This window comes from Paenarthrobacter sp. NPDC091711, assembly GCF_044756605.1.
GTDB lineage: Bacteria > Actinomycetota > Actinomycetes > Actinomycetales > Micrococcaceae > Arthrobacter.
Genome location: NZ_JBIVTF010000009.1, coordinates 86,704 through 110,930, shown reverse-complemented (window position 1 = coordinate 110,930; position 24,227 = coordinate 86,704). Strand labels below are relative to the sequence as shown.

At 60.8% G+C, this 24,227-nt stretch carries 29 protein-coding genes; 10 read left to right on the top strand and 19 right to left on the bottom strand.

Annotated elements, in window-relative coordinates:
• Positions 1 to 4: 4 nt before the first annotated feature.
• Both ACIQH5_RS14730 and ACIQH5_RS14725 read right to left on the bottom strand, forming a co-directional pair.
• Positions 5 to 1,657 (bottom strand): ABC transporter substrate-binding protein, encoded by a 1,653-nt coding sequence (locus ACIQH5_RS14730; RefSeq protein WP_400404563.1) that lies wholly within the window; start codon positions 1,655 to 1,657, stop codon positions 5 to 7.
• Entirely contained in the window at positions 1,654 to 2,841 is a 1,188-nt protein-coding gene (locus ACIQH5_RS14725) for a C45 family autoproteolytic acyltransferase/hydolase (RefSeq protein ID WP_400404561.1), read from the bottom strand. Before ACIQH5_RS14725 ends, ACIQH5_RS14730 begins: the two co-directional genes overlap by 4 nt.
• 149 nt (positions 2,842 to 2,990) lie before the next feature.
• On the opposite strand from ACIQH5_RS14725, the gene ACIQH5_RS14720 reads away from it, so the two are divergent.
• Positions 2,991 to 3,839 (top strand): MurR/RpiR family transcriptional regulator, encoded by an 849-nt coding sequence (locus ACIQH5_RS14720; RefSeq protein WP_400404559.1) that lies wholly within the window; start codon positions 2,991 to 2,993, stop codon positions 3,837 to 3,839.
• 6 nt (positions 3,840 to 3,845) lie between these two features.
• Here ACIQH5_RS14720 and ACIQH5_RS14715 read toward each other — a convergent pair whose 3' ends face one another.
• The 5 genes from ACIQH5_RS14715 to ACIQH5_RS14695 form a co-directional block, all read right to left on the bottom strand.
• The gene (locus ACIQH5_RS14715; protein WP_400404557.1) at positions 3,846 to 4,226 is read right to left on the bottom strand and encodes a hypothetical protein; all 381 of its coding nucleotides are present in this window, start codon (positions 4,224 to 4,226) and stop codon (positions 3,846 to 3,848) included.
• Positions 4,226 to 4,837 (bottom strand): nucleotidyltransferase domain-containing protein, encoded by a 612-nt coding sequence (locus ACIQH5_RS14710; RefSeq protein WP_400404555.1) that lies wholly within the window; start codon positions 4,835 to 4,837, stop codon positions 4,226 to 4,228. Before ACIQH5_RS14710 ends, ACIQH5_RS14715 begins: the two co-directional genes overlap by 1 nt.
• Before the next feature lie 44 nt (positions 4,838 to 4,881).
• Positions 4,882 to 5,682, bottom strand: a complete 801-nt coding sequence (locus ACIQH5_RS14705; RefSeq protein ID WP_400404553.1) for an alpha/beta fold hydrolase — start codon at positions 5,680 to 5,682, stop codon at positions 4,882 to 4,884.
• 62 nt (positions 5,683 to 5,744) lie between these two features.
• On the bottom strand, positions 5,745 to 6,032 hold the full coding sequence (locus tag ACIQH5_RS14700; RefSeq protein WP_400404551.1) for a helix-turn-helix domain-containing protein: 288 nt from the start codon (positions 6,030 to 6,032) through the stop codon (positions 5,745 to 5,747).
• Positions 6,032 to 6,523: a DUF2975 domain-containing protein gene (locus ACIQH5_RS14695; protein WP_400404549.1), complete on the bottom strand. Its 492-nt coding sequence runs from the start codon at positions 6,521 to 6,523 to the stop codon at positions 6,032 to 6,034. The genes ACIQH5_RS14700 and ACIQH5_RS14695 overlap by 1 nt, the downstream gene beginning before the upstream one ends.
• 192 nt (positions 6,524 to 6,715) lie before the next feature.
• On the opposite strand from ACIQH5_RS14695, the gene ACIQH5_RS14690 reads away from it, so the two are divergent.
• On the top strand, positions 6,716 to 7,282 hold the full coding sequence (locus ACIQH5_RS14690) for a type 1 glutamine amidotransferase domain-containing protein (protein WP_400404547.1): 567 nt from the start codon (positions 6,716 to 6,718) through the stop codon (positions 7,280 to 7,282).
• Between the two features lie 100 nt (positions 7,283 to 7,382).
• On the opposite strand, the gene ACIQH5_RS14685 is transcribed toward ACIQH5_RS14690, so the two are convergent.
• Entirely contained in the window at positions 7,383 to 7,631 is a 249-nt protein-coding gene (locus tag ACIQH5_RS14685) for a hypothetical protein (RefSeq protein ID WP_400404545.1), read from the bottom strand.
• Between the two features lie 337 nt (positions 7,632 to 7,968).
• On the bottom strand, positions 7,969 to 8,580 hold the full coding sequence (locus ACIQH5_RS14680; RefSeq protein ID WP_400404543.1) for a hypothetical protein: 612 nt from the start codon (positions 8,578 to 8,580) through the stop codon (positions 7,969 to 7,971).
• Positions 8,581 to 8,846: 266 nt separating this feature from the next.
• Here ACIQH5_RS14680 and ACIQH5_RS14675 point away from each other — a divergent pair, with 266 nt between their 5' ends.
• Both ACIQH5_RS14675 and ACIQH5_RS14670 read left to right on the top strand, forming a co-directional pair.
• On the top strand, positions 8,847 to 9,173 hold the full coding sequence (locus ACIQH5_RS14675; protein ID WP_400404541.1) for a hypothetical protein: 327 nt from the start codon (positions 8,847 to 8,849) through the stop codon (positions 9,171 to 9,173).
• 41 nt (positions 9,174 to 9,214) lie between these two features.
• The gene (locus ACIQH5_RS14670; RefSeq protein ID WP_400404539.1) at positions 9,215 to 9,766 is read left to right on the top strand and encodes a dihydrofolate reductase family protein; all 552 of its coding nucleotides are present in this window, start codon (positions 9,215 to 9,217) and stop codon (positions 9,764 to 9,766) included.
• A gap of 219 nt (positions 9,767 to 9,985) precedes the next feature.
• On the opposite strand, the gene ACIQH5_RS14665 is transcribed toward ACIQH5_RS14670, so the two are convergent.
• From ACIQH5_RS14665 to ACIQH5_RS14655, 3 genes are all read right to left on the bottom strand, one after another.
• On the bottom strand, positions 9,986 to 10,627 hold the full coding sequence (locus ACIQH5_RS14665) for a hypothetical protein (RefSeq protein WP_400404537.1): 642 nt from the start codon (positions 10,625 to 10,627) through the stop codon (positions 9,986 to 9,988).
• The gene (locus tag ACIQH5_RS14660; RefSeq protein ID WP_400404535.1) at positions 10,620 to 11,435 is read right to left on the bottom strand and encodes a PIN domain-containing protein; all 816 of its coding nucleotides are present in this window, start codon (positions 11,433 to 11,435) and stop codon (positions 10,620 to 10,622) included. Before ACIQH5_RS14660 ends, ACIQH5_RS14665 begins: the two co-directional genes overlap by 8 nt.
• Before the next feature lie 320 nt (positions 11,436 to 11,755).
• Positions 11,756 to 12,577, bottom strand: coding sequence for a hypothetical protein (locus ACIQH5_RS14655; protein WP_400404533.1), 822 nt, complete (start codon positions 12,575 to 12,577; stop codon positions 11,756 to 11,758).
• A 168-nt stretch (positions 12,578 to 12,745) separates the two neighbouring features.
• Here ACIQH5_RS14655 and ACIQH5_RS14650 point away from each other — a divergent pair, with 168 nt between their 5' ends.
• The gene (locus tag ACIQH5_RS14650) at positions 12,746 to 13,612 is read left to right on the top strand and encodes a VanZ family protein (protein WP_400404702.1); all 867 of its coding nucleotides are present in this window, start codon (positions 12,746 to 12,748) and stop codon (positions 13,610 to 13,612) included.
• A 9-nt stretch (positions 13,613 to 13,621) separates the two neighbouring features.
• On the opposite strand, the gene ACIQH5_RS14645 is transcribed toward ACIQH5_RS14650, so the two are convergent.
• Complete coding sequence (locus tag ACIQH5_RS14645) at positions 13,622 to 13,987, bottom strand: MerR family transcriptional regulator (RefSeq protein WP_400404531.1); 366 nt, start codon at positions 13,985 to 13,987, stop codon at positions 13,622 to 13,624.
• A gap of 25 nt (positions 13,988 to 14,012) precedes the next feature.
• On the opposite strand from ACIQH5_RS14645, the gene ACIQH5_RS14640 reads away from it, so the two are divergent.
• Positions 14,013 to 14,816 (top strand): aminotransferase class IV, encoded by an 804-nt coding sequence (locus ACIQH5_RS14640; RefSeq protein ID WP_400404529.1) that lies wholly within the window; start codon positions 14,013 to 14,015, stop codon positions 14,814 to 14,816.
• Between the two features lie 297 nt (positions 14,817 to 15,113).
• On the opposite strand, the gene ACIQH5_RS14635 is transcribed toward ACIQH5_RS14640, so the two are convergent.
• Positions 15,114 to 15,557 carry a YdeI/OmpD-associated family protein gene (locus tag ACIQH5_RS14635; protein WP_400404527.1) on the bottom strand — a complete coding sequence of 148 codons (444 nt, stop codon included), beginning with the start codon at positions 15,555 to 15,557 and terminating at the stop codon, positions 15,114 to 15,116.
• Between the two features lie 90 nt (positions 15,558 to 15,647).
• Here ACIQH5_RS14635 and ACIQH5_RS14630 point away from each other — a divergent pair, with 90 nt between their 5' ends.
• The gene (locus ACIQH5_RS14630; RefSeq protein ID WP_400404525.1) at positions 15,648 to 15,890 is read left to right on the top strand and encodes a DUF2630 family protein; all 243 of its coding nucleotides are present in this window, start codon (positions 15,648 to 15,650) and stop codon (positions 15,888 to 15,890) included.
• On the opposite strand, the gene ACIQH5_RS14625 is transcribed toward ACIQH5_RS14630, so the two are convergent.
• Positions 15,891 to 17,033 (bottom strand): glycerate kinase, encoded by a 1,143-nt coding sequence (locus tag ACIQH5_RS14625; protein ID WP_400404700.1) that lies wholly within the window; start codon positions 17,031 to 17,033, stop codon positions 15,891 to 15,893.
• A 239-nt stretch (positions 17,034 to 17,272) separates the two neighbouring features.
• Positions 17,273 to 18,244 carry a D-2-hydroxyacid dehydrogenase family protein gene (locus ACIQH5_RS14620; protein ID WP_400404523.1) on the bottom strand — a complete coding sequence of 324 codons (972 nt, stop codon included), beginning with the start codon at positions 18,242 to 18,244 and terminating at the stop codon, positions 17,273 to 17,275.
• A gap of 268 nt (positions 18,245 to 18,512) precedes the next feature.
• Between ACIQH5_RS14620 and ACIQH5_RS14615 the strand changes: the two genes are divergently transcribed.
• Entirely contained in the window at positions 18,513 to 20,273 is a 1,761-nt protein-coding gene (locus ACIQH5_RS14615) for a glycoside hydrolase family 2 protein (RefSeq protein WP_400404698.1), read from the top strand.
• 61 nt (positions 20,274 to 20,334) lie between these two features.
• Here the strand turns inward: ACIQH5_RS14615 and ACIQH5_RS14610 are convergent, their stop codons facing one another.
• Both ACIQH5_RS14610 and ACIQH5_RS14605 read right to left on the bottom strand, forming a co-directional pair.
• Entirely contained in the window at positions 20,335 to 21,135 is an 801-nt protein-coding gene (locus ACIQH5_RS14610) for a glycerophosphodiester phosphodiesterase (RefSeq protein WP_400404695.1), read from the bottom strand.
• Between the two features lie 13 nt (positions 21,136 to 21,148).
• On the bottom strand, positions 21,149 to 21,421 hold the full coding sequence (locus ACIQH5_RS14605; protein WP_400404693.1) for a hypothetical protein: 273 nt from the start codon (positions 21,419 to 21,421) through the stop codon (positions 21,149 to 21,151).
• Positions 21,422 to 21,557: 136 nt separating this feature from the next.
• On the opposite strand from ACIQH5_RS14605, the gene ACIQH5_RS14600 reads away from it, so the two are divergent.
• Positions 21,558 to 22,424: an NAD-dependent epimerase/dehydratase family protein gene (locus tag ACIQH5_RS14600; protein ID WP_400404521.1), complete on the top strand. Its 867-nt coding sequence runs from the start codon at positions 21,558 to 21,560 to the stop codon at positions 22,422 to 22,424.
• A complete protein-coding gene (locus ACIQH5_RS14595; RefSeq protein ID WP_400404519.1) occupies positions 22,421 to 23,386 on the top strand; it encodes a methyltransferase family protein in 966 nt (321 codons plus the stop codon). Before ACIQH5_RS14600 ends, ACIQH5_RS14595 begins: the two co-directional genes overlap by 4 nt.
• Here ACIQH5_RS14595 and ACIQH5_RS14590 read toward each other — a convergent pair.
• Positions 23,383 to 24,207, bottom strand: a complete 825-nt coding sequence (locus tag ACIQH5_RS14590) for an isocitrate lyase/phosphoenolpyruvate mutase family protein (RefSeq protein WP_400404517.1) — start codon at positions 24,205 to 24,207, stop codon at positions 23,383 to 23,385. The two genes, ACIQH5_RS14595 and ACIQH5_RS14590, sit on opposite strands and share 4 nt — an antisense overlap.
• Positions 24,208 to 24,227: the final 20 nt, after the last annotated feature.

The following is a 24,227-nucleotide window of genomic DNA, read 5'->3' as shown; positions in this document are numbered from 1 at the left end:
GGCACTACTTCTTGCTGCTGCCGACGTCCGCGGCCCACGGGTAGTAAAGGAACGACGCCGACGATGGCGCCCCGCTGATGTCCTTCGACATAGCGATGGTTGCGGGTGTGTGGGCCACAGGAATCCAGACGACGGCGTCCGTCCACTGCTTCTCCAGGTCGATGGCGAGTTTTGCCCGGGCCGCGTCATCCGTGGTGGCTTGGGCTTCCTTGACCTTGTTGTCGTAGCCCTCCCCGGCGAATTTCACGAAGTTCACCTTCGCTGTGGAGGCACCGTTCTTATAGAAGCCAACGGGGTCATTTTTGGAGATGTAGTACTCGTCCGAGAAGAGATCCGCCTGTGCCCGCAAGGAGGCATCCGAATAGAAGTCACCGTACTGTTGGCGCGGTATCGTGACGATTTCAGCTTTGAGGCCGATCTTCTGTGCCGCTTCAACCAGTGCGCTGGAGATGACGTTGCGGATGGAGTCGCCGCTGTTGGCCACCACGATCGGTTCCGCAGGCACGCCCGCTTCCTGCACCAGCTTCTTGGCTTTCTCCAGGTCCTCATTGGACGGCTGGGCAGGTGCACCAGCCAAGGCATCGTAAGCCGCGCTGAAGGTTGGCTCTTCGTAACCCCAAGCACCCGGACCAACAGGTGCCTTCCAGGGTTTGGCCAGTCCGCCGAACGCGGCCTGGGCCACGCCTTGCCGGTTCAAAGCCAGTGACAGTGCCTGACGGATCCGTTCATCCTTCAACGCGCCCCGCTCAGTAGCAATGAGGGACCAGACGTTGGTGGACGGGCCCTGGGCGATCTGGACTTTGTCGCTCTTCTGCAGCGGCCCCGCCGTCGCCGGACTGTCCAGGTACGCACCTTGGGCTTCGCCACTGGTCAGGGCGTTCACGATCGCGTTGTCATCAGCCCAGCGGAACGTGATGGTGTCCGCCATTGAGGCGTTGTCGGCGTCCCAGTAGTCAGCGGCCTTGGTGAGCGTGATGCTGGAACCGGCTGACCACTTGTCCAGTTTGAGGGGACCCGAGCAAGCGTCAGGGGCCGACGGCGACCCATAGTTCGCGCCTTGAGCCTCCACAACCTTTCGGTTCAGCACGATTCCGCCGTTGCCGGCCATGGCTTGGAGGAAGATGGCGTCCCGCTGCTTCATGGTGACTGTGATTTGGTGGTCACCTGTCTTTGCCATGTCGGTGACGTTGGCGTATTCATCGGACTCGTCGGCGCCCTTGGCAGCGTGCCGTTGCATGCTCCAGAGCACGTCGTCAGCCGTCATGGGACTGCCGTCGTGGAACTTCACGTCCTTCCGGAGGGTAAAGACCACCGTGGTGTCCGAGGTCCATTCGGCTTTCTCGGCCAAATGGGGCTTAGTAGTGAGATCCGGCTGGAGCTGCATCAGCCGTTCGCAGACGTTGGACATGATGGTGTTTTCAGCCGTTGCGCTGTCAACATCCAAGTCAAAGGTTGCAGGCTCCTGAGTGATCATCCACGTGAAGGAGCCGATCTTGCCGGCGGCTTCCGTGGTGGTTGGACCGAAGGAAACGTCAGTGGGGGTGCTCTGGGCTTGCGGACCTGCTGCGTTGCAGGCGCTGAGCACCAGAGTGAAGACGGCTGCACCGGCAATCACGCCGGTTCGGGCAAAGGGCTTGAATCTATCGTTGCGTTTCACAGTGATACCTCTGCAATGGTGCGGTTGAAGGAGTCGTGGGCGGAACCAGGCCCGTCGTAGAGGTTCCAGGGAATTTGTTCGTAGTTGTGGTCGCACGGTGTTCCGTTGGTGACCAGGTAGTCGCCGGTGGTGAGGTCCACGCAACTGGAGAGCAGCGTGGACCACTGGCGTACTCGGGGGCGTCGTTCATCCGGGTGCGTGCACACAGATTCGGGGTAACCCAGGTGATCTGACATGGCTGACTTGATGAGCTCTCTGGCTTGCCCGGTGCTTGTGGCGGTACTGACCCGCTCCAGCCCCCGCCTCGCTTGGGGAACCCTGAAGAGGGAATCCACAGAGACCGGCCGATAGGTGGCTGCCAGTTGTACGGGCATGAACGCCTCGTAGTGATTTCCGTGGACCATTACTCCGGATTTGTCCGGGTACATCCAGCCGTTGCTTCCCGGCGTGGTTTCCACGTCAATGGAGAATCCGGAACGGTGGGACAACACTGCGTTGCTGGCGATGTGCGGCTTCTGGCGGAAGAGCGTATTCAGCGCATCCGGCAGTTCGGCCTGATCCAGGACCATGCGCCGGATGAAGGTCTGTGGCATGCCGAGTTCGTCGTTGAACCTGCCTCCCAGTCCGTTGGCATTGAGGGCAATGCCTGCGGAGTTTGCCCCGTGGCGACCGATCTGGCCAGCCTCAACCTGCATGATCAGCGTGGGCTTGGGGTCCTGGACCACGCGCAGGATCATCACAGTTTCCTGGGCGCCGAAACGCCAGTCCCAATTCTGGCCGACGTACATATGGCCGTCGCCGGAGGCTCCATCCGTCAAAACGAACGAGGTGCATCCGTCCACGTCATCACGTTCTTCAGGTTCGGGGGCTTTCGCGAAACCGGCGTCGTAAATGATCTCGCCGCGAAGATTCAGCACCATGATGTCCAGGACGTCCCGACCGCTACCTTCAGCGATGCCGCGCATTTCCGTGACTAGATCAGGGGCCGTTTCGGTGCACAGTCCCATCCAGCGTTCGGCCCGGCCGCGCAGCTGATCCCACTCAAGTACCGTCTGCTGCTGGAATGCCTCGGTGTAGAAGTCAATGGCTTTGGTGATCAGGTCTGCGGCAGCAGTACCGTACTGTCGTCCGCGTTCCAGCGGAGGGCCGGAGATCTCCACAATCCTTAAGGATGTGTTGCTCATATCCGTGGGGCCTTTCATTCGGTTGGGTCTCACTGTGATCCGCTGTTGGAAGGGGTATCTTTGGAACAACCGTTACAAGTGAGGGCTTCTTTAGAATGAATAGTACATCCAATGTGACTTCTGTAACAGACGTTACGAAAAATCGGGGCATGATTAATCTGCGCGGTCGTGTCCGCGAACATTGGGACAAGCTCTCCAAAGCCGAGAGGACAGTGAGCACGTTCCTCACCAACAGCTCTCCCGAGCGACTTCTCTACGCGAGCGCGCAGGAGCTCGGTGCCGAGAGCGGGACCAGCAGCGCAACCGTAGTCCGGACGGTTCAGTCGCTGGAGTATTCGGGGTTGCAGGAGCTCAAAAGGGACATTGCTACCCCTTTCACATCAACGGTGGCACCGGAAGTTCGCATGCAGCAGCGCATCGACCATATGGGTGCCAGCATCGAAGACATCTGGCAGAACGTGTGGTCCGAGGCCAAGGACAGACTGGAACTCGCTTCCAGCGCCGACCCCGCAGAGGCGATCGCTCCCGCCGTCGAACTTCTCATGAGAGGTTCCACGATTGTCAGTTACGGCGTGGGCGCGTCCGGAATCGCCGCCCTTAACCTGGCACTGCGCTGTAACCGAATCGGCAGGCGCGCTCGGTGCATTTCCAGTGACGGGTTCCGGCTCGCGGATGATCTGCTCCAACTTGGGAGCCAGGATGTTGTGGTCGTCTTCGCCCCGGGACGAGTAACGGTGGACGTCGAAGTGCTGCTTAAGCGCGCCCGCTCGGTTGGCGCGTCCATCGTCTTGCTAACGGATGAACCCGAGTCGGCGTTGCACGACCTGGCTGACGCTGTGATTCTCGCCCCGCACACGCCCACAGGTATGACTACGGAAGCGCTGCCCTCGATCGTGCTGAGCGACGTCCTGGTCCAGGCGCTGGTCTCCGTGGATCACGAGCAGGCCGTGGAATCGTCGCACCAGCTCACGGCATTGCGGGAGCAGCTGGGATACTGACGTCATTCACGATAGGGAAAATTTCGATTCAGCGGCAATAACCAATTTAGAAGCCCACTCAATGCACTTGCTGGACTTGGCCCGGGTGAGGCTCGAAACGTTATAGCCGGCCTTTGTCTTCTCACCCAAGAGGCGAGCAAGAATGGCATTTTCGCCCCCCGCTTCCTTCAGCACCTTCATTGCATCAGCATGGTTGTCTGACTTAGAGTGACGGCCGACCGCCAGCAAGCAAAATGCGTCGGCTGCTGCTATGCCTGCATGGATTGCCAAAGTAGCAATGACGTCCGCGTAGGTTTCTCCGGAATTTAGCGTGTTGATGGTATCGGCCGCCTCGAGGAAGGCTTGCGAATCCTCAAGTCGTGCACTCGCATCTGACCTCGCCGACACTAGGCAGCCGCCGCATCAGGCAGGCGGCGCGACAACCAACGACGGTCACCGTGAACGTGGACGCCTTCCCTCAAAATCGAGTCGAATATCGGTGCCGCCCGTACTTCTGCCGCTTCGTAAATCATCGGACGAACGTCATTACCGGTGAGGCGGTAGACGTCCACGGCCAGATTTCCAATTTGCTCATATAGTTCATCGCCAGCTCCGTCATCAATGATGAACAGCAAGTCGATATCAGAGTCATTGCGCATGTCTCCGCGTGCCGCTGAACCAAAAAGGATTACCTGCAACGGCTCCTCGGGCCATTTGGCTATTGCGCGGGAAATAAAGCGCGTGAATCGTTCCCTGCCCTGGGACGCCTCAGCAATGACGCCTGCGAGCATGTGGGACAAATTCAAGGCGTACTCGTTCCGATTTCCTACCCTGATACCCATAACAATGCCGCTCTCTTCGAGGCGTTCCAAGCATCGCCTGGTACCAGACACCGAGGCCTTGATGCCACGCTCCCGAACCAGATGCCCGGGCGTGCTCGGGCGACCGTTCGCCAACGCCATGAGGACATCGGCTTCAAGCGTCGGACAAATCGCTCTCAGCGGGTTCTGCAATTGCATCAGGGCCTCCTAATCGCTTCTAATTGTACGCGACTAGTGGAACGTCAGCTTGGTGTCTTCTTCCATTCCTCGACCCGGTCCAACCACTCACCAAGGAGGGCCGCCGTTAGCTGCGGTTGATCCAAGTGCGCGTTATGGCCGGCGTGGTCCAGGACTGCAACCGTGGCCCGCGGATAACTGCCAGCCAGATCCATCTGATCCTGATAACCCACCACATGGTCCTGACGCCCGGCCACGATGAGGGCGGGCCCCTGATTAGTCTCAAAGCGAGCTTCCGGCTCAGTAGTGAGCGCGTAGTTATTGGAGATCCGTGAAATGGCGGCTTGATCAAACGCCCTCAAGCCCGGCAAGGCGGCTTCGCGGAACCGCAGCCAATTCTGGCTGGATTGGACCACGGCCATCTCCTCGTAGTCGGATCTGTCCTCCGGGCTCAGGGTCGCCATCAGCTCAGGATCTGAACGCAGGACAGTCTTGGCGGGCAAAGTTCGCGCCTCGTGATCCGCAACGACCACCGGGCAAAGGAGCGCCAGGCCCAGTACCTGTTCCCCGAATTCGGCCACCAGGTGGCGGGCGATCATGCCTCCGAAGGAGTTACCGAGGACCGCGAACCTTTCGTCGCCGAAGCTCCTCCGGGCAAAGGAAACGACCGCGTCGGCGACGGCGTCAGCACCGTCGATTTCCGGTCCTGCCGATGACTTCCCCATCCCCGGCAAATCAACGTAGATCCGCCGCCACTCCCCGCGTCCGGCAAACACTGGGTCGAGCCCCAGCAGCAGGTGATGGTCGACGCAAAAGCCATGAATGATCAGGATCGGGGTCCCCGCCCCGCGCTCAACAGAATGCACTTTCGAACGCTAGCACCCGGGGAACACGTACGGTCACCAATCCGCACTGACCGAGAGCCCGTTCATGACTCCTGAAGAGTCGGTTGTGATGATGGAGCTGTTGGACGAGGCTCGTCGTCAGATGGGTCTCCTCTATGCGAGTGATCCTCAGATTCCCATCGCAGCAGATCCCCTGGCTGGCACTCCAGCACCTCGCAGAGCGCTTCCAAAGTAGTGAATCGGACCGCCTTGGCCCGCCCGTTCTTCAAAACAGCCAAGTTGGCGGGTGTGATGCCAACCTTCTCGGCGAGCACCCCTACGGGCATTTTGCGCTTGGCCAGCATGACGTCGATGTCCACGATGATCGGCATCAGATCACCTCGTCCAGTTCGGCCCTCAGACCAGCGGCTTCCACGTCCCGCGCCAACGCCTGGGCGAGCAGAGTTCGCATGACCAGCACAACCAGCGCCACTCCCCCGATCATCAACGCTGCCCCACAGATCAGCAACACCACGCCCGGGGCCGTCTCGCCGGGCGCCAGGATCACTGCGATACCGAACATCAGAACGGCAGCGAAAGCGATGGCTCCGAAGATGATGTCCACAAATCGGAAGGCCCGGTGGGAGAACACCGTCCCGCGGCGCACCATGGTCAGCAAACGCCACACGCAGACCGCGACCACCTGGACACACAGAATTCCCAAGACCACGATGGCCAGCAGCGCTACTCGAGGAGCGTCCGGGGCTCCTGCCTCTACGAGGTCGGCTGAGAGCAGCGGGACCATTCGTACCTGAACGAACAACGAACCCGCCAGCACCAACGCGATGACTACCCGCAAGGCAAGGATGGACAGCTTTCCCATGGAAACTCCTTTATCGAACAACAACCATATTCTATCGTTATTCGATACTTAGGCAAGCTCTAGACCATCCTCATGCGATTAGTCAGCTTGCTTACTAAAGCCGCGTTCCCTAGGCTGGAACAGGTCAGACAAACAACTCTCACAGCGGCGGCCACGCCCATAAGGCACCCCGCTGCGCAACGAGGAGGAACAATGTCAGAACACAACATCGCCGGCAAGAAGGTCGCATTTCTGTTGACGGACGGCGTGGAGCAGGTGGAGCTCACCAGCCCATGGCAGGCCGTCAAGGACGCGGGCGGCGAGCCAACGCTCGTGGCCCCATCCAAGGGAAAGCTTCAAGGTTTCAATGGCGTGGAGAAGGGTGACACCTTTGACGTTGATCTTGCCGTGGCCGACGCCAACGCCTCCGATTTCGACGCGCTGGTCCTCCCGGGCGGCGTCGTCAATGCGGATAACCTTCGCGTGGACAAGGATGCCCAGAACTTCACGCGCGCGTTCTTTGAACAGCACAAGCCGGTGGCTTCGATCTGCCACGGTCCGTGGATTTTCATCGACGCCGGCGTCATCAAGGGCCGCAACGTCACCTCGTTCCACACGCTCCAGGCGGACCTGAAGAATGCGGGCGCCAACTGGACCGACGAGGAAGTGGTGTGCGACCAAAGCTTGGTCACCAGCCGCAACCCGGACGATCTCCCGGCCTTCAACAGCAAGCTCGTGGAGGAAATCTCCGAGGGTCAGCACGCAGGCCAGACCGCCTAACTGTCACCCACCCGGATACGGCAAGTGCCGCCGTCGTACTTTCACAAGAAGTACGACGGCGGCACTTGGCGTTTCGTGACTTAAAGGCTTGGCAGCGGGACTATCCACGCACAGTGACGGAGAACTTCCACACGACTTTCCCGGTGTCGGTCATGATGAAGCACTGGCTTGCGCGAGTCCAGGAGGAGTTCATGGTGAGGCGCTTCGTGTTGCACGAGGACTGTGAGCTGAAGTCTGTCGGGTACAGGTAGGTGTAGCCCGCGGCCTGTGCGGGCGTCGCGATCGCGAGGCCTCCGGCGGCAAGTGCGATCGCTGCTGCAAACGTGGCAATGGTCCTTTGACGCTTCATAGTCTCTCCCCAAATAGGCCTGAACGAATATGGCCAAGTTATCAGCGCAGCCAAAGGGCCGAAATGGGCAGGAGTGCCCATGGTGGCGATGGCTCAATGAACTCCATAGGGTCGTCAAGTGTTCCACGTCCCTGGAAATCGGTTCACCTCCGCATCGGGTCCATTTGCTCAGCCGCGTGAGTAAAGGACTTCTCCCAATGACCATGGCAACATATCCAAGACCCAACTCTTGACCGGCAAAGAACGCGAGCGCCAACTGGCCGGGCGAGGAAGTGCTGGCCTTTTTCGCAAGCCAGCATGGTGACTCACGCAGATCAAAAAATCAAAGGCGGGCGTGTCAATGCTCTTCCGCAACCCCGCGAGGAGCCGTTTCTGGTGCAGACTCCGCGTTGGCTGCCCCTGTTGGAGTTGAGTGCCTCAGGGTCGATGCACGCTTGGTAAATTTACTTGCCGCACGGCTGCCGGCCCGTCGGCTCCTTGCCACAATCTCCTTATGCCGGGAGACTTGGAAGGCTAGGTACCAAGCGATCCCAACCACAGCAAAGGCCAGGAGCCAGTAAATCAAGGCAATCCATGGCTGATCTGAAGACGGACCAATCTGAGTTTGGAAGACGATCCATATCCACAACGACCCGAGAATCACGAGGGTGAACGGCTGCCAGTAACTCGTGCAGAACGGTTTTGTAGACTCTAGATAGACCTGAGTGGAGTACAGTGCCCGGTCACGCAATTCCTCGCGCAAGGAGTTGTGCGTCCGCACCTCGTTTGAATCCGTCCCATCAGGTTCAGCTGCTTCCCAAGACTCCATCAGGGATAACGACTCCGACGCCCGTCGCTGCGCCACCAACTCACGGTTGGTGGCCTTCCAGACCGTCACCACAACACCGAGCAACACTCCGAACGCGGTGATCACCGCCGGCAAAACTCTCGCCCACTGTTCCTCTTCCATAATCGCCCCAATCCATGTCAAAGCAGCCCCACCAGGGTTGCCATCATGCGTACCGAGGTAGAGTCGCACTCTCCCTCCGTCTTATCAAAGGACAGCAGATTCTCTGAAAATAGAGCCCCAAGGCTGCCTTGCCTCTGCACGACGACCGCTCAGAACGAGCGTTTGGGATGTAGCGACAACGGCGCCGGCAGCAGCTCCGCCGTCGTAATGTTGTGCAGGTCACACTCGACGCATACGCTGGGGGACGCTGCAGCGTGGCAGCAAGGATGAAAGGCAGTACATTGGCCAGCGACAAGCTCTCCGTAGTTGTTCGCGTCGACGTTGACGGCGAACAGATCCAGATCGCAGCGACCGGTCGCGTGACCATCTCGAGCCTCCAAGGGCTCTACCCGGTGGTCCAACGCACCAAGAGCCTGGGCGGCGGACTCGGTGTCGAAATGGACCTTTCCCAAGCGACCATTGACCCCGACGCACTGGAACAACTGCAGGGCTACACCGCACTCCACGCGGTTCCGGTACGCCTCGCCCCAGACTTCGGCAACGTGACCGCCCTTCCGTCCCGCCGCCTCCAAACCACCACCCGCGCCGCCTAGCACCGCCCGCCCAAACACCCGCCGTCCAACAGGAGATCCACATGCGCAAAGTCACCGCCGGCCTGTTCCACTCAGTGGACGGCGTAGTTCAGGACCCCTTCAAGTTCCAGTTCGACAGCTTCGACGACGAACTGGGCACGGGACTCACCAAGATGATCAACACCGTGGACACCGTGGTGTTGGGGCGCGTCAGCTACGAGGAGTGGGCTAGCTATTGGCCGAACGCGCAGCAAGACGACGACTTCGCCGCCTTCATCAACCCGGTGGAGAAGTTCGTTGCATCCCGCACTCTCACCGAGCCCCTTGAATGGGAGAACTCGCACCTGATCGAGGGTGATGTTGAGCAGTTTGTCACCGACCTGAAGTTGCGGGACGGCGGCGAAATCGCGGTCTGCGGCAGCATCTCCCTGGTACGTCAGCTGCTGTTCGCGGGCATCCTTGACGAACTCACCCTGATGACGCACCCGGTGGTGGCCGGCAGCGGGCGACGACTTTTCGAAGACGGCGATCCCCTGCACCGGCTCGTCCTCGAGAACCAGTACGCCACCAGCAAGGGCAACATGGTCAGCACGTACAGCCTTCGGAAAGACTGAAGGCACGACGGCGGCACCCGCCTGCCGTCGTCGGTCGGTTTCACGATATCCGCCGCTCCGCGCCTTCTGACTACAAGCGGCACTAGGCTCCCCGGTGAGTAACCGATCAGTTCCAACAACGCCGCCGACGACCTCCCTTGCAAACGATCATGCGACGAGACACAACCCGAAATCCGCCCCCACCCGTCTCCCTCCGGGCAATCGCCGAAGAGCTGCCAGCTACAGGAGGAGGATGCGTCGCAGTTCTGCTTCCAATGCTTTCGGAATCTCCGGGTCCACCGTCAATATGAGCGGGAGGGACAACTCAATGGGCTCTTCATCAGCCTTCGCGACCCGATCCATGGCGGTCTCCAGTTGAGCGATAAAGTCTTTTACGCGGCCACGAGTATCTTCAATGGGTTGCTTCACAAACGATGCAGCTATCTCAAGGAGATCCCTCGTCTGCTCTGCTACACGGAGTGACCTAACTTCTGCAGCCCAATCGAGGAGCCCTTCGTACATGTCCACGACGCGATTGGCAATGTGTTCGATAAAGTCCGGATCACCCGGTTCCCCGGGTGCACCAAACGCAGCTTCTTGTGCAACTGGCGCGAATAACTTTTCGAGATTCGAGACTATGGCACCAGCCCGCGACATTAGATCTGAGATTTTATTTGGAAGTTCTTCCAGATCTATCTGGGGTCCGACGTACGGAGCGATGCCGAGACTGTAGTCCCTCCATTTTGGCTCTGTTCGCTGCAGCCCCTCGTAGAGGAAGGCTGCGAATAGGAGATACTCCCATACGGGCGGTCTTGTGGCCAGCAACTCTAACCTAGAGCTTTCATCCCTTGGGACAAGCACTATGTAGGACGGGTCATTCATTGTCGTCCTTACGTCGCTCATAGCCATCTGGAAGGTACCTCGCATCCAGACCGGCTGCCTGAGCTCGCACCCGCATTCCGCGATCCCTTGTCACTAGGGTCAATTTCTCGTCGCAAAGGGCGGCGAAGTAGGTCATCTGGTGGACTATCTCATCGTCGTTGCTTCGGAGACGCTCATGTCCTGGCGGTTCATCGACGACCTGAAGGCTGACGTTACGTCGCACTTCAATCCGGTCAAGGGCCGAGAGCCGAGGTAAGAGCCGGTCTAAGTCCTTTAGAACCCCACCGGCCGGACGAACACCACGATCCTTCAACGCATCCAACTCGTCGATCACAATGAGCGGAAGGACTATACAGACACGTTTTTCCTCAAAGTGATCGTTCCAAGGCAATTCGTGGAAGGGCTTTCCGTGAACAAGGACGTTTGTGTCGCAGACGAGAAATCGTTCATCGGTGGTGTAGTTCAGAAGACGCTGAAAGCGCTCCAATTGATTGGCCAGGATTGTCAGGGCGTACTCTTGGTCCTCGATCTCCCCCCGGATTAACGGCTCCGGACGCTTGGTATCCGAAGTTATACCCCGAATTTGCCAATACCGATCCGTATGCAAACTGCGTGCAACTGCCGGGCTAGAGTATAGAGAGCGGAGGTTTCGCTCCGTCTCCTCTGTCCACGTCATGTAGCGGGTCGCTGCCAGTACGGGTTCCGAGTTCAGGGATCCAGCCAATGAGTGAAGGCTCTGCAACCGAGCTTGCAGGACCATCTGAGCGGTCAGCGCTGATTTGCCACTCCTAAGGAATTCCCAAGCCATCCCCCAATTATGGATTATGCGGCTGGCGTCATGGCAACAATGGGATAAAAAGTAGTGGACTACCCACCCGCTTAACTTATCCACGACCGAAAAGATGCGCCGAAGGACTGATTCCTAGGCGGGTGAAGAACGAATCCCCGCACCTGGGGATCGGCCCGTGGACCAGATATCCAGTCGCACCGGCCAGCAAGGACAGAGAGGACAGCATCGAGAACTCGTATCACGTCGTCGTGGAACGCCGTAGATTGATGCGGCATACGTGTGGGCGGGTCCGACAACCGTAGATCAGCGGCTATTCGCGGACCATACTTTTAGGCTTCTTATGGGCATGCAGAGCTCGGGCCACGGCTATCGCTGTAATAATGTTCTCTTCGTCGCCCCAGTTCTTCCCGCTGATGTGCGACTCCCAGTCCATCTCCCATAACCGTGACGCCACTATCAGATAAATGCTCATTGTTCTTGGGGAACATACCGCGATCAGTTATGTACCAGCCGTCAACGTACTCGATAATTTCCCGAACATTTGCACTTCCCATCCGCAACTTTTGTGCACGGTACCGCGAGGCATACTCCATTGCCTCCGAAAGGCGCCCCAAGCTTTCAGTCGGATCAAAGAGTCCCACACCAAGGTACTCGCCGGTTTCTTGGACCGACCGCCAGAGCTCACGATAGAAGGCGAGGGGTTCTTTGTCCGCGGACCACACGTGCGAAGCCGCCACGGTTCCATCGTCCCATTCAAAATTCACCGTGAGCGTCTCGTCATCATCACTACTCAGGTTGAAGCGAAAGTGCAAGGCTGTTTCCCAAACCGGAACCCGGACACCGCTATGGCTGATGAGACTAGATTCTCGCCCGGTTTTGAGGGCTTGGACAAGGCTCGCTCGATCCCCCTGGTGAGCAAGTTTGGCGTAGACGCTGTGCTCCTTTTGGGCTTCAGCCACCTGGTCCGCGATCAATTGCTCCCGCAAAGTCTTGATGTCGGTGGCGACAGATTCGGACAATATGTTCACATCGGCCTGCGCTGTCGCCGCATCCCGTTTTGCAGTGTCGGCCTGCTCAGTCGCTTCCAGAGTGCGTTTATTGACCTGGCCGATCCAGAACGAGAAACGGTGCCCAACGAACGCGCCTGGGACAATCAGCAATACCGTTACACCTAGGTTTGCCAAAATGCCACTCGTCCAAGGCTCAGCGGCAAAAGTTGCTAGCGACCCCACGATGATGGAGGCTCCCGCCAATAAGCCCACCACGGCCCAGCGAATCCAAACCGGTATCGAGGAGAGCTTTCGTGCCAAGCCGTCCCGCTCTAGTTCCTGGACGACATCCAGCGGGAAACAGCCGGGCTCGGGATCACCGGAACGCTGGCCAGCCGCGCAACGCTGCAAGTCGTGTTCAACGTGGTCCTGTTCATACCGTGGGGCGTGATTGCGCGGCAGTATTTTTCGTGGAGCATGCCGGTTTCAGTCCTCACCGGGGCCCTTGCGTCCGGGCTTATCGAAGCCACACAATTCACCGGCCTGTGGGGAATTTACGGTTGCTCGTATCGCGTAGCCGATGTGGACGATCTCATCACCAACACACTCGGTGCCCTGATTGGCGCACTCATCGCACCTCTTGTCCTCTGGTTCATGCCTCAACGAGGGGAGCTTCGCGCATCCCGCGGCCAGAGCCGCCCTGTCACTGTTTGGCGTCGCTGGCTCGGCATGATCATCGACTACGCGGCCCTGGCGTTCTTCGGTTTCGCGTTCGTGCTGAGCTACAGGATTGCGCTGCTCACTCTCGGCGCGGAACTTCCCGCCAATGGCGACGGCACCTCTCTCATTCTCATGCATCTAGTACCCGGTTTCCTTGTGTTCTACCTGCCGGCGATCGTGGGTTCGGGCGCCTCCCTCGGCCAGCGCGCAGTGTGGCTCCAGCCGCAGTGGCCAGCCACCCGACGTCGAGTATTGCTCCGGGCGAGCGTCACCGGCGGGCTGTACACCGCTCTGACTTTCGTGGATGGGCTGTATCCGACGGCTGGCTTCGGTTTCCTGAGCGGCCTGTTGCTGCTCGTGGCGCTCGTGGTCGTTCCGCTCACCAAATCGCGGGGACTTTCAGGGGTTTTGACCGGCACGCTGATGGTGGATGCGCGCGAAAATGCACGACGACGGGTGGCTGGTTCCGACGTGCAGGCGGAATGATGCTGCTGGCTACTCCTTGGAAGAGTCGATCAGACCCTGAAGGGCAGCGCGCGTGCTGACGAGATCCGCGATGCGGTTGTCGTAGTCCTCAACATGGGCCATCAACGTGGGAACCGCGCAAGGCTCCAACCTCCCCGGCTGGTAAATGCAGTCAAGCAGTTCGCGGATAACGCTCGTGGGAAGCCCGGCTGCGAGCAGTGAGCGAATATGCTGAACCCGTTCCACCGCGGAAGGCCCAAACAGTCGCTGTCCGGTAGGGGATCGATCGGCGAACAGAAGACCACGGCCCTCGTAGTAGCGCAGCAGGCGTGGTGCCACGCCGGTCAGGACTGACAGGTCACCCACCCGGAGCGTTGACGCGCTTGCCTTTGACACTGGTGTCACCTCTTAAGTTCGATCCATGACAATTTCGACGACGTATCTCAACGGTAGTGCCCCGACAGCTGAGGAACTCGCCCCCTTGGCGTTCGCAGGCTATGCCCATTTCACAGCAATGCAAGTACGGGGCGGGCGTGTTCGTGGCTTGGATTTACACCTTAACCGACTCAGGGAGGGAAGTGATCTGCTCTTCGGGCATCACCTCCCCGAGGCATCGATCCTCGGAAACATGAGTGGTGCTCTCACTGCCGCCGATTCCGCGGATTCTTCACTGATGGTCTACATCAGCACCAGGCCGGGCGAATTCAGGTTTGCCGCGAATCCTGACCTTAATGTACTAGTGAAAGTTGCGGATCCTGTGACACCGCCGTCAACTCCCCTGGCACTGGATCTTGTGCAGCACGAACGCCATGTGGCACTAGTGAAGCATGTGGGAGAAGTGTCTAAAACGCTCCTTCTTCGCCACGCAAAGGAACGCGGTTTCGACGACGCAGCGTTCATGGATCGCAGCGGACGGCTCAGCGAAGCAACTATTTGGAATCTCGCGTTCTGGGACGGCACAGGAGTGACGTGGCCCAAGGCGGACATCCTCCACGGTGTCACCATGCAGATTCTCCAGAGACAGCTTCGTGCCCTGGGTGTTGTGCAGGAGACTCGGCAAATTACCGCTGCCTCAATTGCTGAAGCAACGTCTGCCGCTGTGCTTAATTCTTGGAGCCCCGGAATAGGAGTGCGGAGCATCGGTGGCCAACGGCTGGCGGCGAGCCTCGAGCTTGTAAATCTCCTGCACGACGCCTATCAGCGTGAACCTCTGGAACGCATCTGACGTGCCACCCCCGAGGGCGCACCAAACCGGGGGGTGTGTGGCCGGCCCGGGGGGTCTAAGTCAGAACCGGCCACACTGTCCGCTAGAGCGAGCGGACATACGCACGGCCGGCCGGCCAAAGATGGGGCCCTGCTCGTGCGCCGTGACCGGCCGACGAAAGGGTCTCGTCTTCTCGTCAGCCGTGGCTGAGGTCCCGCATCCGAAATGCGCCCTGCAGCCTGTCACTACTAAGTAGTGACGCCGCGAGGCCAAACGTGACATGGATCAGAGCATTTATCTTCTGCTCAGCCAAAAGGGCTACTTCTTACCGGCTTTCAGATCAGCAACCACCTTAGCGATGCGCCGCGCGCGGGTTTCGGGCGTTTTCGCGTCACCGATCGGGTCAACATACCGCCGCTGAGCGCTGTAATTGAGCGTTCCGTAGAATGCCTTTGCCTCCGGCTCGGCGTCCAGTGCAGCAGCAAGGTCATCCGGCACGTCCACGACGCGCGGCTGGGTGTCCACCTCAAGGCCCACTTCCACAGTTTGGCCCGCTGCGGCGCCGGTGAGCTCGCGATTGGCCGAGCTGACGCCCACCATGTATTTCCCGCCCATCACCGCGATGCTGCTGCGGTAGCTCTGGCCGTTGATGGTCACCACCACCGGCGGCCGTTTGCCTGCGCCGAGTCCCTCAACAACCTCGTCCGGAACTTCGATGCCCGCCTTGTTGCCTTCGCCCACAATGGTGGTTGTAAATTTCATGTCCCCAGTATGCCGCCGGTCAGTGGTGGACGCACCCCATCAGCAGGACTAGGTTCAACGTACGCCCCGCTTTAAGCAAGGAGAGAGAACATGGACGAGCAGGACCTTTTGGAACGAATTCAGTCCCTCGTTGAGGAAGAGCACCGCCTCCGCGACGCTGCCGGGTCAGACGACGGTGACGGCGACAGCACGGCCCGCCTGGCTCATCTCGAAGCCCAGCTTGATCAGTGCTGGGATCTCCTCCGCCAGCGCAGGGCCAAGCGGGACGCCGGGGAGAACCCGGACAGCGCTGAACCGCGCCCCATCAGCGAGGTTGAGGGCTACCGACAGTAATTAGGCTCCTTCAAGCACCTGGCTGGTAGCCCACGCGAGGTATTTGGCAGCGTTGGCCACGGCGTCGGCGACGTCCGGGACGCCATCCTTGCGCTGTGCCACGTCCAGCAGTTGGGCTGCAGCAACAATGCCATGCTTGGCCAGGTCTTCCGGCGTTACCGTGATGCGTCCTGCCACTGCGATCACCGGGATGCCGTGCAGGCTCGCGGCATCAGCCAGCGCGATCGGCGCCTTGCCCGTGAGCGACTGCTCGTCCATGGAGCCTTCACCGGTGATCACCAGATCGGCCTCACCCAGGTGCTTCGCAAGGCCCGTAAGCCCGGCCACCAGGGCGAAACCGCCTTCCAACGCGGAGTCAGTGAAAGCCAGGAACGACGCCGGGAACCCTCCTGCTGCTCCAGCCCCCGGAACGTTGACATCGCGGCCCGTGGCCTCCCGAAGGAGCGACGCCCAATTGCGAAGACCGGCGTCGAGCTTCTCAACGGCGTCCTCATCCGCACCCTTCTGGGGGCCGAAAACATGCGCGGCACCTTCCGGTCCGTACAGCGGGTTTTGGACGTCGACGGCGATTCTGAACTTCACGGCGGACAGCCGGGGATCCAGCTCGGAGACATCCAAGGCAACGACGTCGGCAAGGGAGCCGCCGCCGAGGGGCACCACATTGCCGGCCGCATCAAGGGGTTTGAGCCCCAAAGCACGCAAGGCGCCGCTGCCGGCGTCGGACATCGCGGAGCCGCCCAAGCCGAGCACGATCTCGGTGGCACCGGCGTCGAGGGCCGCCGCCACCAGCTGGCCGCAGCCGTAGCTGTGGGCTCGCAGCGAATTCTCAGGTGTGGGCTCCATGTGAGCAAGGCCGGAGGCCATCGCGGTCTCAATGACTGCACTGGCCCCGCCGAAAGCGTCCTGGCGGATGGCCCACGAAGCTCCGACGGGCTTGAGGATAGGGCCCACAACCGCGTTGTTCCGTTCCTCGTAACCCGCCGCTATGGCTGCATCCAAGGTCCCTTCCCCACCATCGGCAACGGGGAACTGGGTGGTCACGGCATCCGGGTAAACGCGCAGCGCGCCTTCGGCCATGGCCGACGCGGCTTCGGCGGCGGTGAGGGATCCCTTGAACTTGTCCGGGGCGATGAGGATACGCATGGCTCCTATCTTGCCAGCTTCGCCGGGAAAGCGCTTGCCGAGCGCGTAACGTAGCGGCTTGTTCATTCGGCCGAGCCTTTCCCGACGCGCAGTTCAGGGTGGCTGTTCGGTATCGCACCCACTCCCGCCAAGCGCATCCCTAACCTCTGGTGCGCCCGGCGCAAACGGGTGCGCCACCCACGCCGAACGGGTGCAGAGGGCGCTAAACGGACGCGGTCCTCCGGCAGCAAAACACCGAACTAGCCGTTGAGCACCCGAACAGGAGCTCCGTTGAGCCACCCCTTGACGTCCTCGAAAGCCCCACCGTAGAACTGCCGGTAGCTCTCGTGGGTCACGTAGCCGACATGCGGCGAGAGCACTGTCCGCGAAGAATGAAGCAGTGCGTGCCCTGAGGGAAGGGGCTCCTCGTCGAACACATCCAGCGCAGCGCCGCGGATCCACCCTTCCTCAAGGGCCTGGATGAGGGCTGCTTCGTCCACTAGAGGACCGCGTGCGGTGTTGACCAGGACGCCCTCGGGGCCGAGCAGACGCAACTCTTTCGCGCCGACAATCCCCTGCGTCCGTTCAGACAACCGCAAGTGCAGCGTCACGACGTCGGACTCGCGGAACAGCTCCTCTTTGCTCACCTTGCGGGCGCCCGCGGCCTCAGCGGTTTCAGTGGTCAAATTCTGGCTCCACGCCAGGACATCCATGCCGAAGGCCTTCGCGTACCCTGCCATGCGCTTGCCGATCTTGCCCAGGCCAACGATTCCCAGCGTCTTACCTTCGAGTTCAAACCCGACGCCGGTCTGCCAGTCGCCTGCGCGCAGCGAGTTCTCCTCCACAGTGAGATTCCGGGCAAAGGCCATCAAGAGCGCCCACGTCAGTTCAGGTGCCGCGGCAGGTGAGCCACTGGTCCCGCACACCACGATCCCCCGCTCCGCAGCTGCCTCCAGGTCAATCGCGGCGTTGGCCATTCCAGTGGTCACCAGCAGCTTCAGGTTCGGCAGGGCCTCAAGGACGTCCTGTGGAAAACGGGTCCTTTCACGCATTGCCACAATGATGTCGAAAGGCGCCAAGGCGGCCACGGCTTGCTCTTCGGAGACGAAAGGTGCGCTGAAGACGCTGACCTTCACGCCGTCGTCGAGCAGCGAATCCCACGGGGCGTAATCGCCGGAGACCTGCTGGTAATCATCAAGGATGGCTAAACGGAATCGGGTCACGCTACTCATCCTTGCGCGGCGAAGCGTGGGACTCAAGGCCGACGGTGATTTTGCGGCTCGCCAATAATTCGTCGACAACCCGCTGCGGCGTCGTTGCCCAACGACGCAATAGCGGGACGAGAGCCATCTCAAAGGCCTATGGCATCCCGGAGCAAATGATTCTAACGTTGTAAAGGACGTAAGCATCCCTTTCGAAGGAGATCCCTTGACTGAGCCGCGCAACCGAGCGTTTCCCAAGCCCGAGCATCCCCGCCCACAACTGGTCCGCGAGAAGTGGATGAACCTTAACGGAACCTGGGGTTTTGAGATCGACGCCGGTGACTCCGGTGTGGAGCGCGGGCTCGCCACGCGTGAACTCACCAGCGAGATTCTGGTTCCTTTTGCGCCGGAATCGGCGCTGTCCGGGATCGAACACGTGGATTTCATGGAGGCCGTTTGGTACCGGCGCACGGTGACCATCCCGCAGGAGTGGGAAGGCCAGAACGTGCTGCTTCATTTCGGCGCTGTGGACCACGACGCCACCGTGTGGGTCAACGGCATTGAGGTTGCCCGGCATCGAGGCGGCTTCACACCCTTCACAGCGGATCTGGGAGGAGTTGCTGAGCCCGGAACGGAGGCAGTGATCGTGGTGCGGGCCAGGGATTCCCGCCACGAGATGCAAGCCCGCGGCAAGCAAGCCACCTGGTACAACAACACCCACTGCCAATACACCCGGACCACCGGAATCTGGCAAACGGTGTGGATGGAGGCTGTCCCCGACGTCCACATCAAGCGCCTGCGGATGACCCCTAACTTGGCAGGCTCGAGTATCACCGTGGAGGTGCCCATCAGCCAGAACAGGAGCGGGCACACGGTTACTGCGGTCCTGACTGACGGTTCAGGTGGCCGGATTGAGGCGTCTGCCCGGGCTGACCTGGACCTCACCCCCACCCTCCGCCTCAGCATCCCCGCCGAATCACTGCGCCCTTGGTCCATCGAGGATCCGTTCCTCTACGACCTCGAGCTCAGCATCCGGGACTCGTCCGGCACTGTTGTTGACCAGGTCAGCAGCTACGCCGCCATCCGCTCCATAGCGCTGGACGGCAAAGTGGTCCGCCTCAACGGCAAGCCCGTCTTCCAACGCTTGGTTCTGGATCAGGGTTATTGGCCGGAGTCGCTCATGACCTCCCCCGACGAGGCGGCCCTGGTCAAGGACATCGAGTTGTCCATGGCCGCGGGCTTCAACGGTGCCCGCCTCCACCAGAAGGTCTTCGAGGAACGCTTCCTCTACCACGCGGACCGGCTCGGTTATTTGGTGTGGGGAGAGTTCGGCGACTGGGGTGTCTCCGGCGGAGGAACGGTGGGACACAACCAGCAACCCACGGCGAGCTTCGTGGCCCAGTGGCTCGAGGTTCTCAAGCGGGATTTCAACCACCCGTCCATCATCGGCTGGTGCCCTCTTAATGAGACCCATCAAGTCCTGCACGACCGCCTGACAGTTCTCGACGACGTCACCGAAGCCATGTTCCTGGCCACCAAACTCGCTGACCCCACCCGGCCGGTCATCGACGCTTCCGGCTACGCACACCGGATCCGGGACACTGACATCTACGATTCCCACTCCTACGAGCAGGACCCGGACCGCTTCCGCATGGAACAGCAAGGCCTTGCTGACGGGAAGCCCTATATCAACCGCAAGGCGGACGGCGAAGAGTACTCCGTGCCGTACGCCGGCCAGCCCTACTTCGTCTCCGAGTTCGGCGGGATCTGGTGGAACGAAATTGAGGCCAGGCAGGCCGTGGAAGGAAGCGACGTCGCCACGTCATGGGGCTACGGTCAGCGGGTCAGCAGCGAGGAAGAGTTCTACGCACGCTTCGACGGTCTCTGCTCAGTACTGCTGGATAACCCGGACATGTTTGGCTATTGCTACACCCAGCTCACGGACGTGTTCCAGGAGAAAAACGGCATCTTCACCTTCGACCGCAGTAACAAGTTCGATCTGGAAAGGATCCGCGCCAGCCAAGTTCGGCCTGCCGCGATCGAAACCCGAGGGAAGTGAGAGAGCGTCACCACGAAACCCGAGGGAAGTGAGAGAGCGTCACCACCAAAACCCCGACGCTCTATTTGACCCACTCGCCCCGGCGCACCAGAACTTCCTTGAGCAGATCGAGCCGGTCGGACACGATCCCGTCCACACCGAGGTCCAGCAGCCGTTCCATCTCCACAGGATCGTTGACGGTCCACACATGAACGTGCCTGCCCAGTCGGCGTGCGCGCCGGATAAACCCCGGTGTGACCACGGGCAAGCGTCCGTAGCGGACAGGAACCTGGAAAACGTCGACGCCGGAGAGCATCTTGCGTGCCAACGGAACCGGCAGTACGGGCCCGAGAAGAACGAAGAGCGCGGTGAGTGAACTGCCGGCCGAGGACGCCACACGGCGCGACAGCTTTGCCAGGACTGCTCTGCGGCGTCTATCGGAGAAGCTGGTGACCAAAACCTTGTCATGGACGCCATGCTTCTCGATCGCCGCTGCCATGGGGCCTACGGAGTTCCAGTCTTTGACGTCCAGGTTCAGCCGGGCTTGAGGCAACGAAATGACCAGATCGTCGAAAGTTGGCACCGGCTCTACGCCGCCAATGCGGGCCTCGGAAACCTCGGACGCAGAAAGCTCCGCAATGCGGCCTGCAGAATCCGTGACGCGGTCCAAGGAGGAGTCGTGGAACACCAGCAGTACGCCGTCGGACGTCGTGTGGACATCCGTTTCAAGATGCACGGTCCCCAGCTCCACGGCAGCTCGGAATGCGGCCATGGAATTCTCCAGGCCATCCAAGGAGAAACCCCGGTGAGCGAAGGCCAAAGGGCCCACTGAACCGTCCTTGCGGAGGAAGTAGGGCAACGTCACTCCCGTAGCGTAGCCCATCACCAAGGTGCGCTTAGCTCTCCTGCGGGAGGGCCGCCGTCGTTGATTGTGGAACGACCGCCACGCCGTCGCTGACATGCACCAGCGTCCGGCCGCGACCGTCGTCGAGCTCCACCCACACCGCGGTGGCATCGCCGGTCACGGCGTCCACAACGCCGGAGGACTCGAAACCCGGAGTCAGGGTGACTTTGACGCGGTCACCCTGGCGAAGCGAACGCCAGTGATGGTCCGGCTCGATGCGCCGCAAAGGTGCGGTGTTTACGTTGTTGATCCTGCGCTTGGCCATGATTCCCCCTGCAAAATCCGACTGATAAGACACGATGCGAACGGGTCCTTGGCTGGAAGCCTACGGAGCCAACATGAACGCCGGTTGTATGGAGGCTGGGAACTGGATGACACTGCTGTACTGACAAACTAGGGGCATGACTGTGTTGATTGCCGGCTGCGGCGACCTTGGAACCGAAGTTGGACTGCGCTTCGCAGCTGCGGGCCATGAAGTGGTGGGCTTGCGTCGGTCCCCCGAAAAGCTGCCAGCCGAAATCAGGGGTGTGTTCGCGGACCTCTCCACTGAGCTGCCTGAACTGCCAACAGATGTGGACATTGTTGTGGTGGCCGTCGCCGCCGATGCATCCACCGAAGAGGCTTACCGCGCGGCGTACTTGGACGGCGTGAAGAACGTGCTGGACGCCCTGGAACGGCAATCCATTGAGCCAAAGCGGATCCTCTTCGTCTCCTCCACGGCTGTGTATAAGGATTCCGGCGGAGCGGTTGTGGACGAATCCACCCCCACGGAGCCCACCCGATTCAGCGGCAAGGTCCTGGTTGAGGCCGAAGAGCTCTTGTTCACCCGGACGCGCGGCACCAACACGCAGCCCATCTCCCTGCGGCTGGGCGGAATCTACGGGCCCGGACGCACTCGGCTGATCGACCAAGTCCGCAGCGGCAAGGCTGTTATCCCCGCCCTGCCCCGGCACACCAATCGCGTCCACCGCGACGACGCCGCAGCCATGATCGTCCACCTCACCACCATGGAAGCTTCCCCGGATTCGGTCTACGTAGGGGTGGATGACCACGCGGCGGAAATGGGGGACGTCATGCGGTTCCTCGCCTCAGAGATGGGATGCCCGGAACCCACGACGGCGGCACCTGACAGCGCGTCCGACGCCGGTCCCGGGGATAAGCGCTGTTCCAACGCACGTTTAAGGACCACCGGATTTGAACTCACCTTCCCCACGTACAAAGAGGGCTACCGCGCTTTGCTCGCCGGTGAGGGCGTGCGGCACCCGTGAAACGGGAGGGTCCTGCCGCTGCGCGGGCGCAAGGGTGGGGCCGGGCCTACTTCGCTGTACAAGCCTTGGCCGGGCTGGCGTGGTGGGTAGGTGTTTTCCTGTCACCGGCCATCCGCACTGCCACTCTGGGCAGCTTGGACCCGGTCATTGTGGCGGCCTTCGACATTCCCTTGTTCGTCATCGGCTCAGCTGTCGCGGCGCTCGGCGTCAGGGCAGCAGCCGCTGTGGCCACCGGCTGGACGGGTCTGGTTGCGGTCTCTTTGGCCGCCTACGCAACCATCACCACCGAGGCGGGCTGGGGCGTCCTGATCATGTTGGCCGCCGCCGCATGTTCAGTGGTTGCGCTGTTCTTTATGGTGCAGGGCCGCGTCCCCACGGAGTTGATGGTGCGGGGGCCCTTCGCGTTCCGGCCGGCGTCCAACCGGGGCGGAACAGCAGGCAACGTGGGAGCAACCATCGGGCAACTGATCCTCTTCTGGGGATTCTTCCTGGTGGTCCTTCCGTCAGTCATTAAGTGGTTCGAGCATCGGTGGCACGTTACTGTGCCGTTCCCCTCCGCGGCAGCGCCCGCCGGCCTCGTGGTGCTGGTATTGGCCAGCACCCTCGGTATTGCTTCCGCAGTGACCATGTCCTCAACCGGACGCGGCACCCCTTTGCCCTCTGCCATGCCCAACCGCCTGGTCATCGCCGGACCGTATAGGTGGGTGAGGAATCCCATGGCTGTGGCAGGAATTTCCCAAGGGGCAGCTGTGGGCCTGATGCTGGGTTCGTGGCTGGTAGTCGCCTATGCGGTTGTGGGCTCGCTGCTGTGGAATTACGCTGTCCGGCCGCCCGAGGAAGCTGATCTGGAACGCCGATTTGGAGCCGAGTTCCAGCGATACCGCGATTCAGTGCGCTGCTGGATACCCCGCTGGAGAAAGGACCTCCCTCATCGCAAGGGGAGGCCGCCCTTCCGCCCCTAGTTTTTGTTCACCGGGTCCAACAGCCCATTGAGGAATCCGTAGTCCAAGGCGTCCGCGACTGCCGTGTACGTGCCCGCCGTGTTTATCTCTTCGGCTGCTCGCTGAGCGACGGCGTAGGCGGCTTGGGCGATGCTGGACCCAAGGCTGACACGGGAGACGCCAAGCCCTCCGAGCTCGCCGACGCTCAGCGATCCCGCCCCCACCATGACGTTGACAGGAACAGCTATCCCGGCGGTCAGCGCTGAAATAGTGCCTGCATCTGAGGCCCCCGGAACGAAGATGCCGTCGGCCCCTGCTTCCACGTACTTTTCAGCTCTGGTCAGGACCTCGGTAATCTGCTGGTCCGCTGTGCCGGCTCCTGCCAGGAAGACGTCGGTTCTTGCATTGATAAACAAGTCCCGGCCGGCGCTCAGTGCGGCATCCCGCGCAGCCGAGATCCGGTGTGCAAAGACTTGGGGGTCCCGGGAGCCGTCTTCAATGTTGATGCCCACTGCACCGGCCTCAAGAAGCTCGGTGACTGTGGCTGCAATTCCCTCCAGCGTCTCGGAGTAGCCGCCCTCAATGTCCGCCGTAACAGGCACGTTGACGGCCTTAACGATGCTGGCAACCACGGCCATGGCACGCGCCCTGTCCAGTCGGTCGCCGTCGGGGAAACCCAAGGACCAGGCCACTCCCGCGCTGGTAGTGGCAATTGCAGTTGCGCCTGCTGCCTCTGTGATCACGGCGCTGGCCACGTCCCAGGCATTGCTCAGGGCGAGTGGCTTTGGGCTGGTGTGGAGAGATCGGAAATGAGCAGCAGTCTGGTGGTGTTCGAGGTTCATGACTTCATTCCACCAGCCGG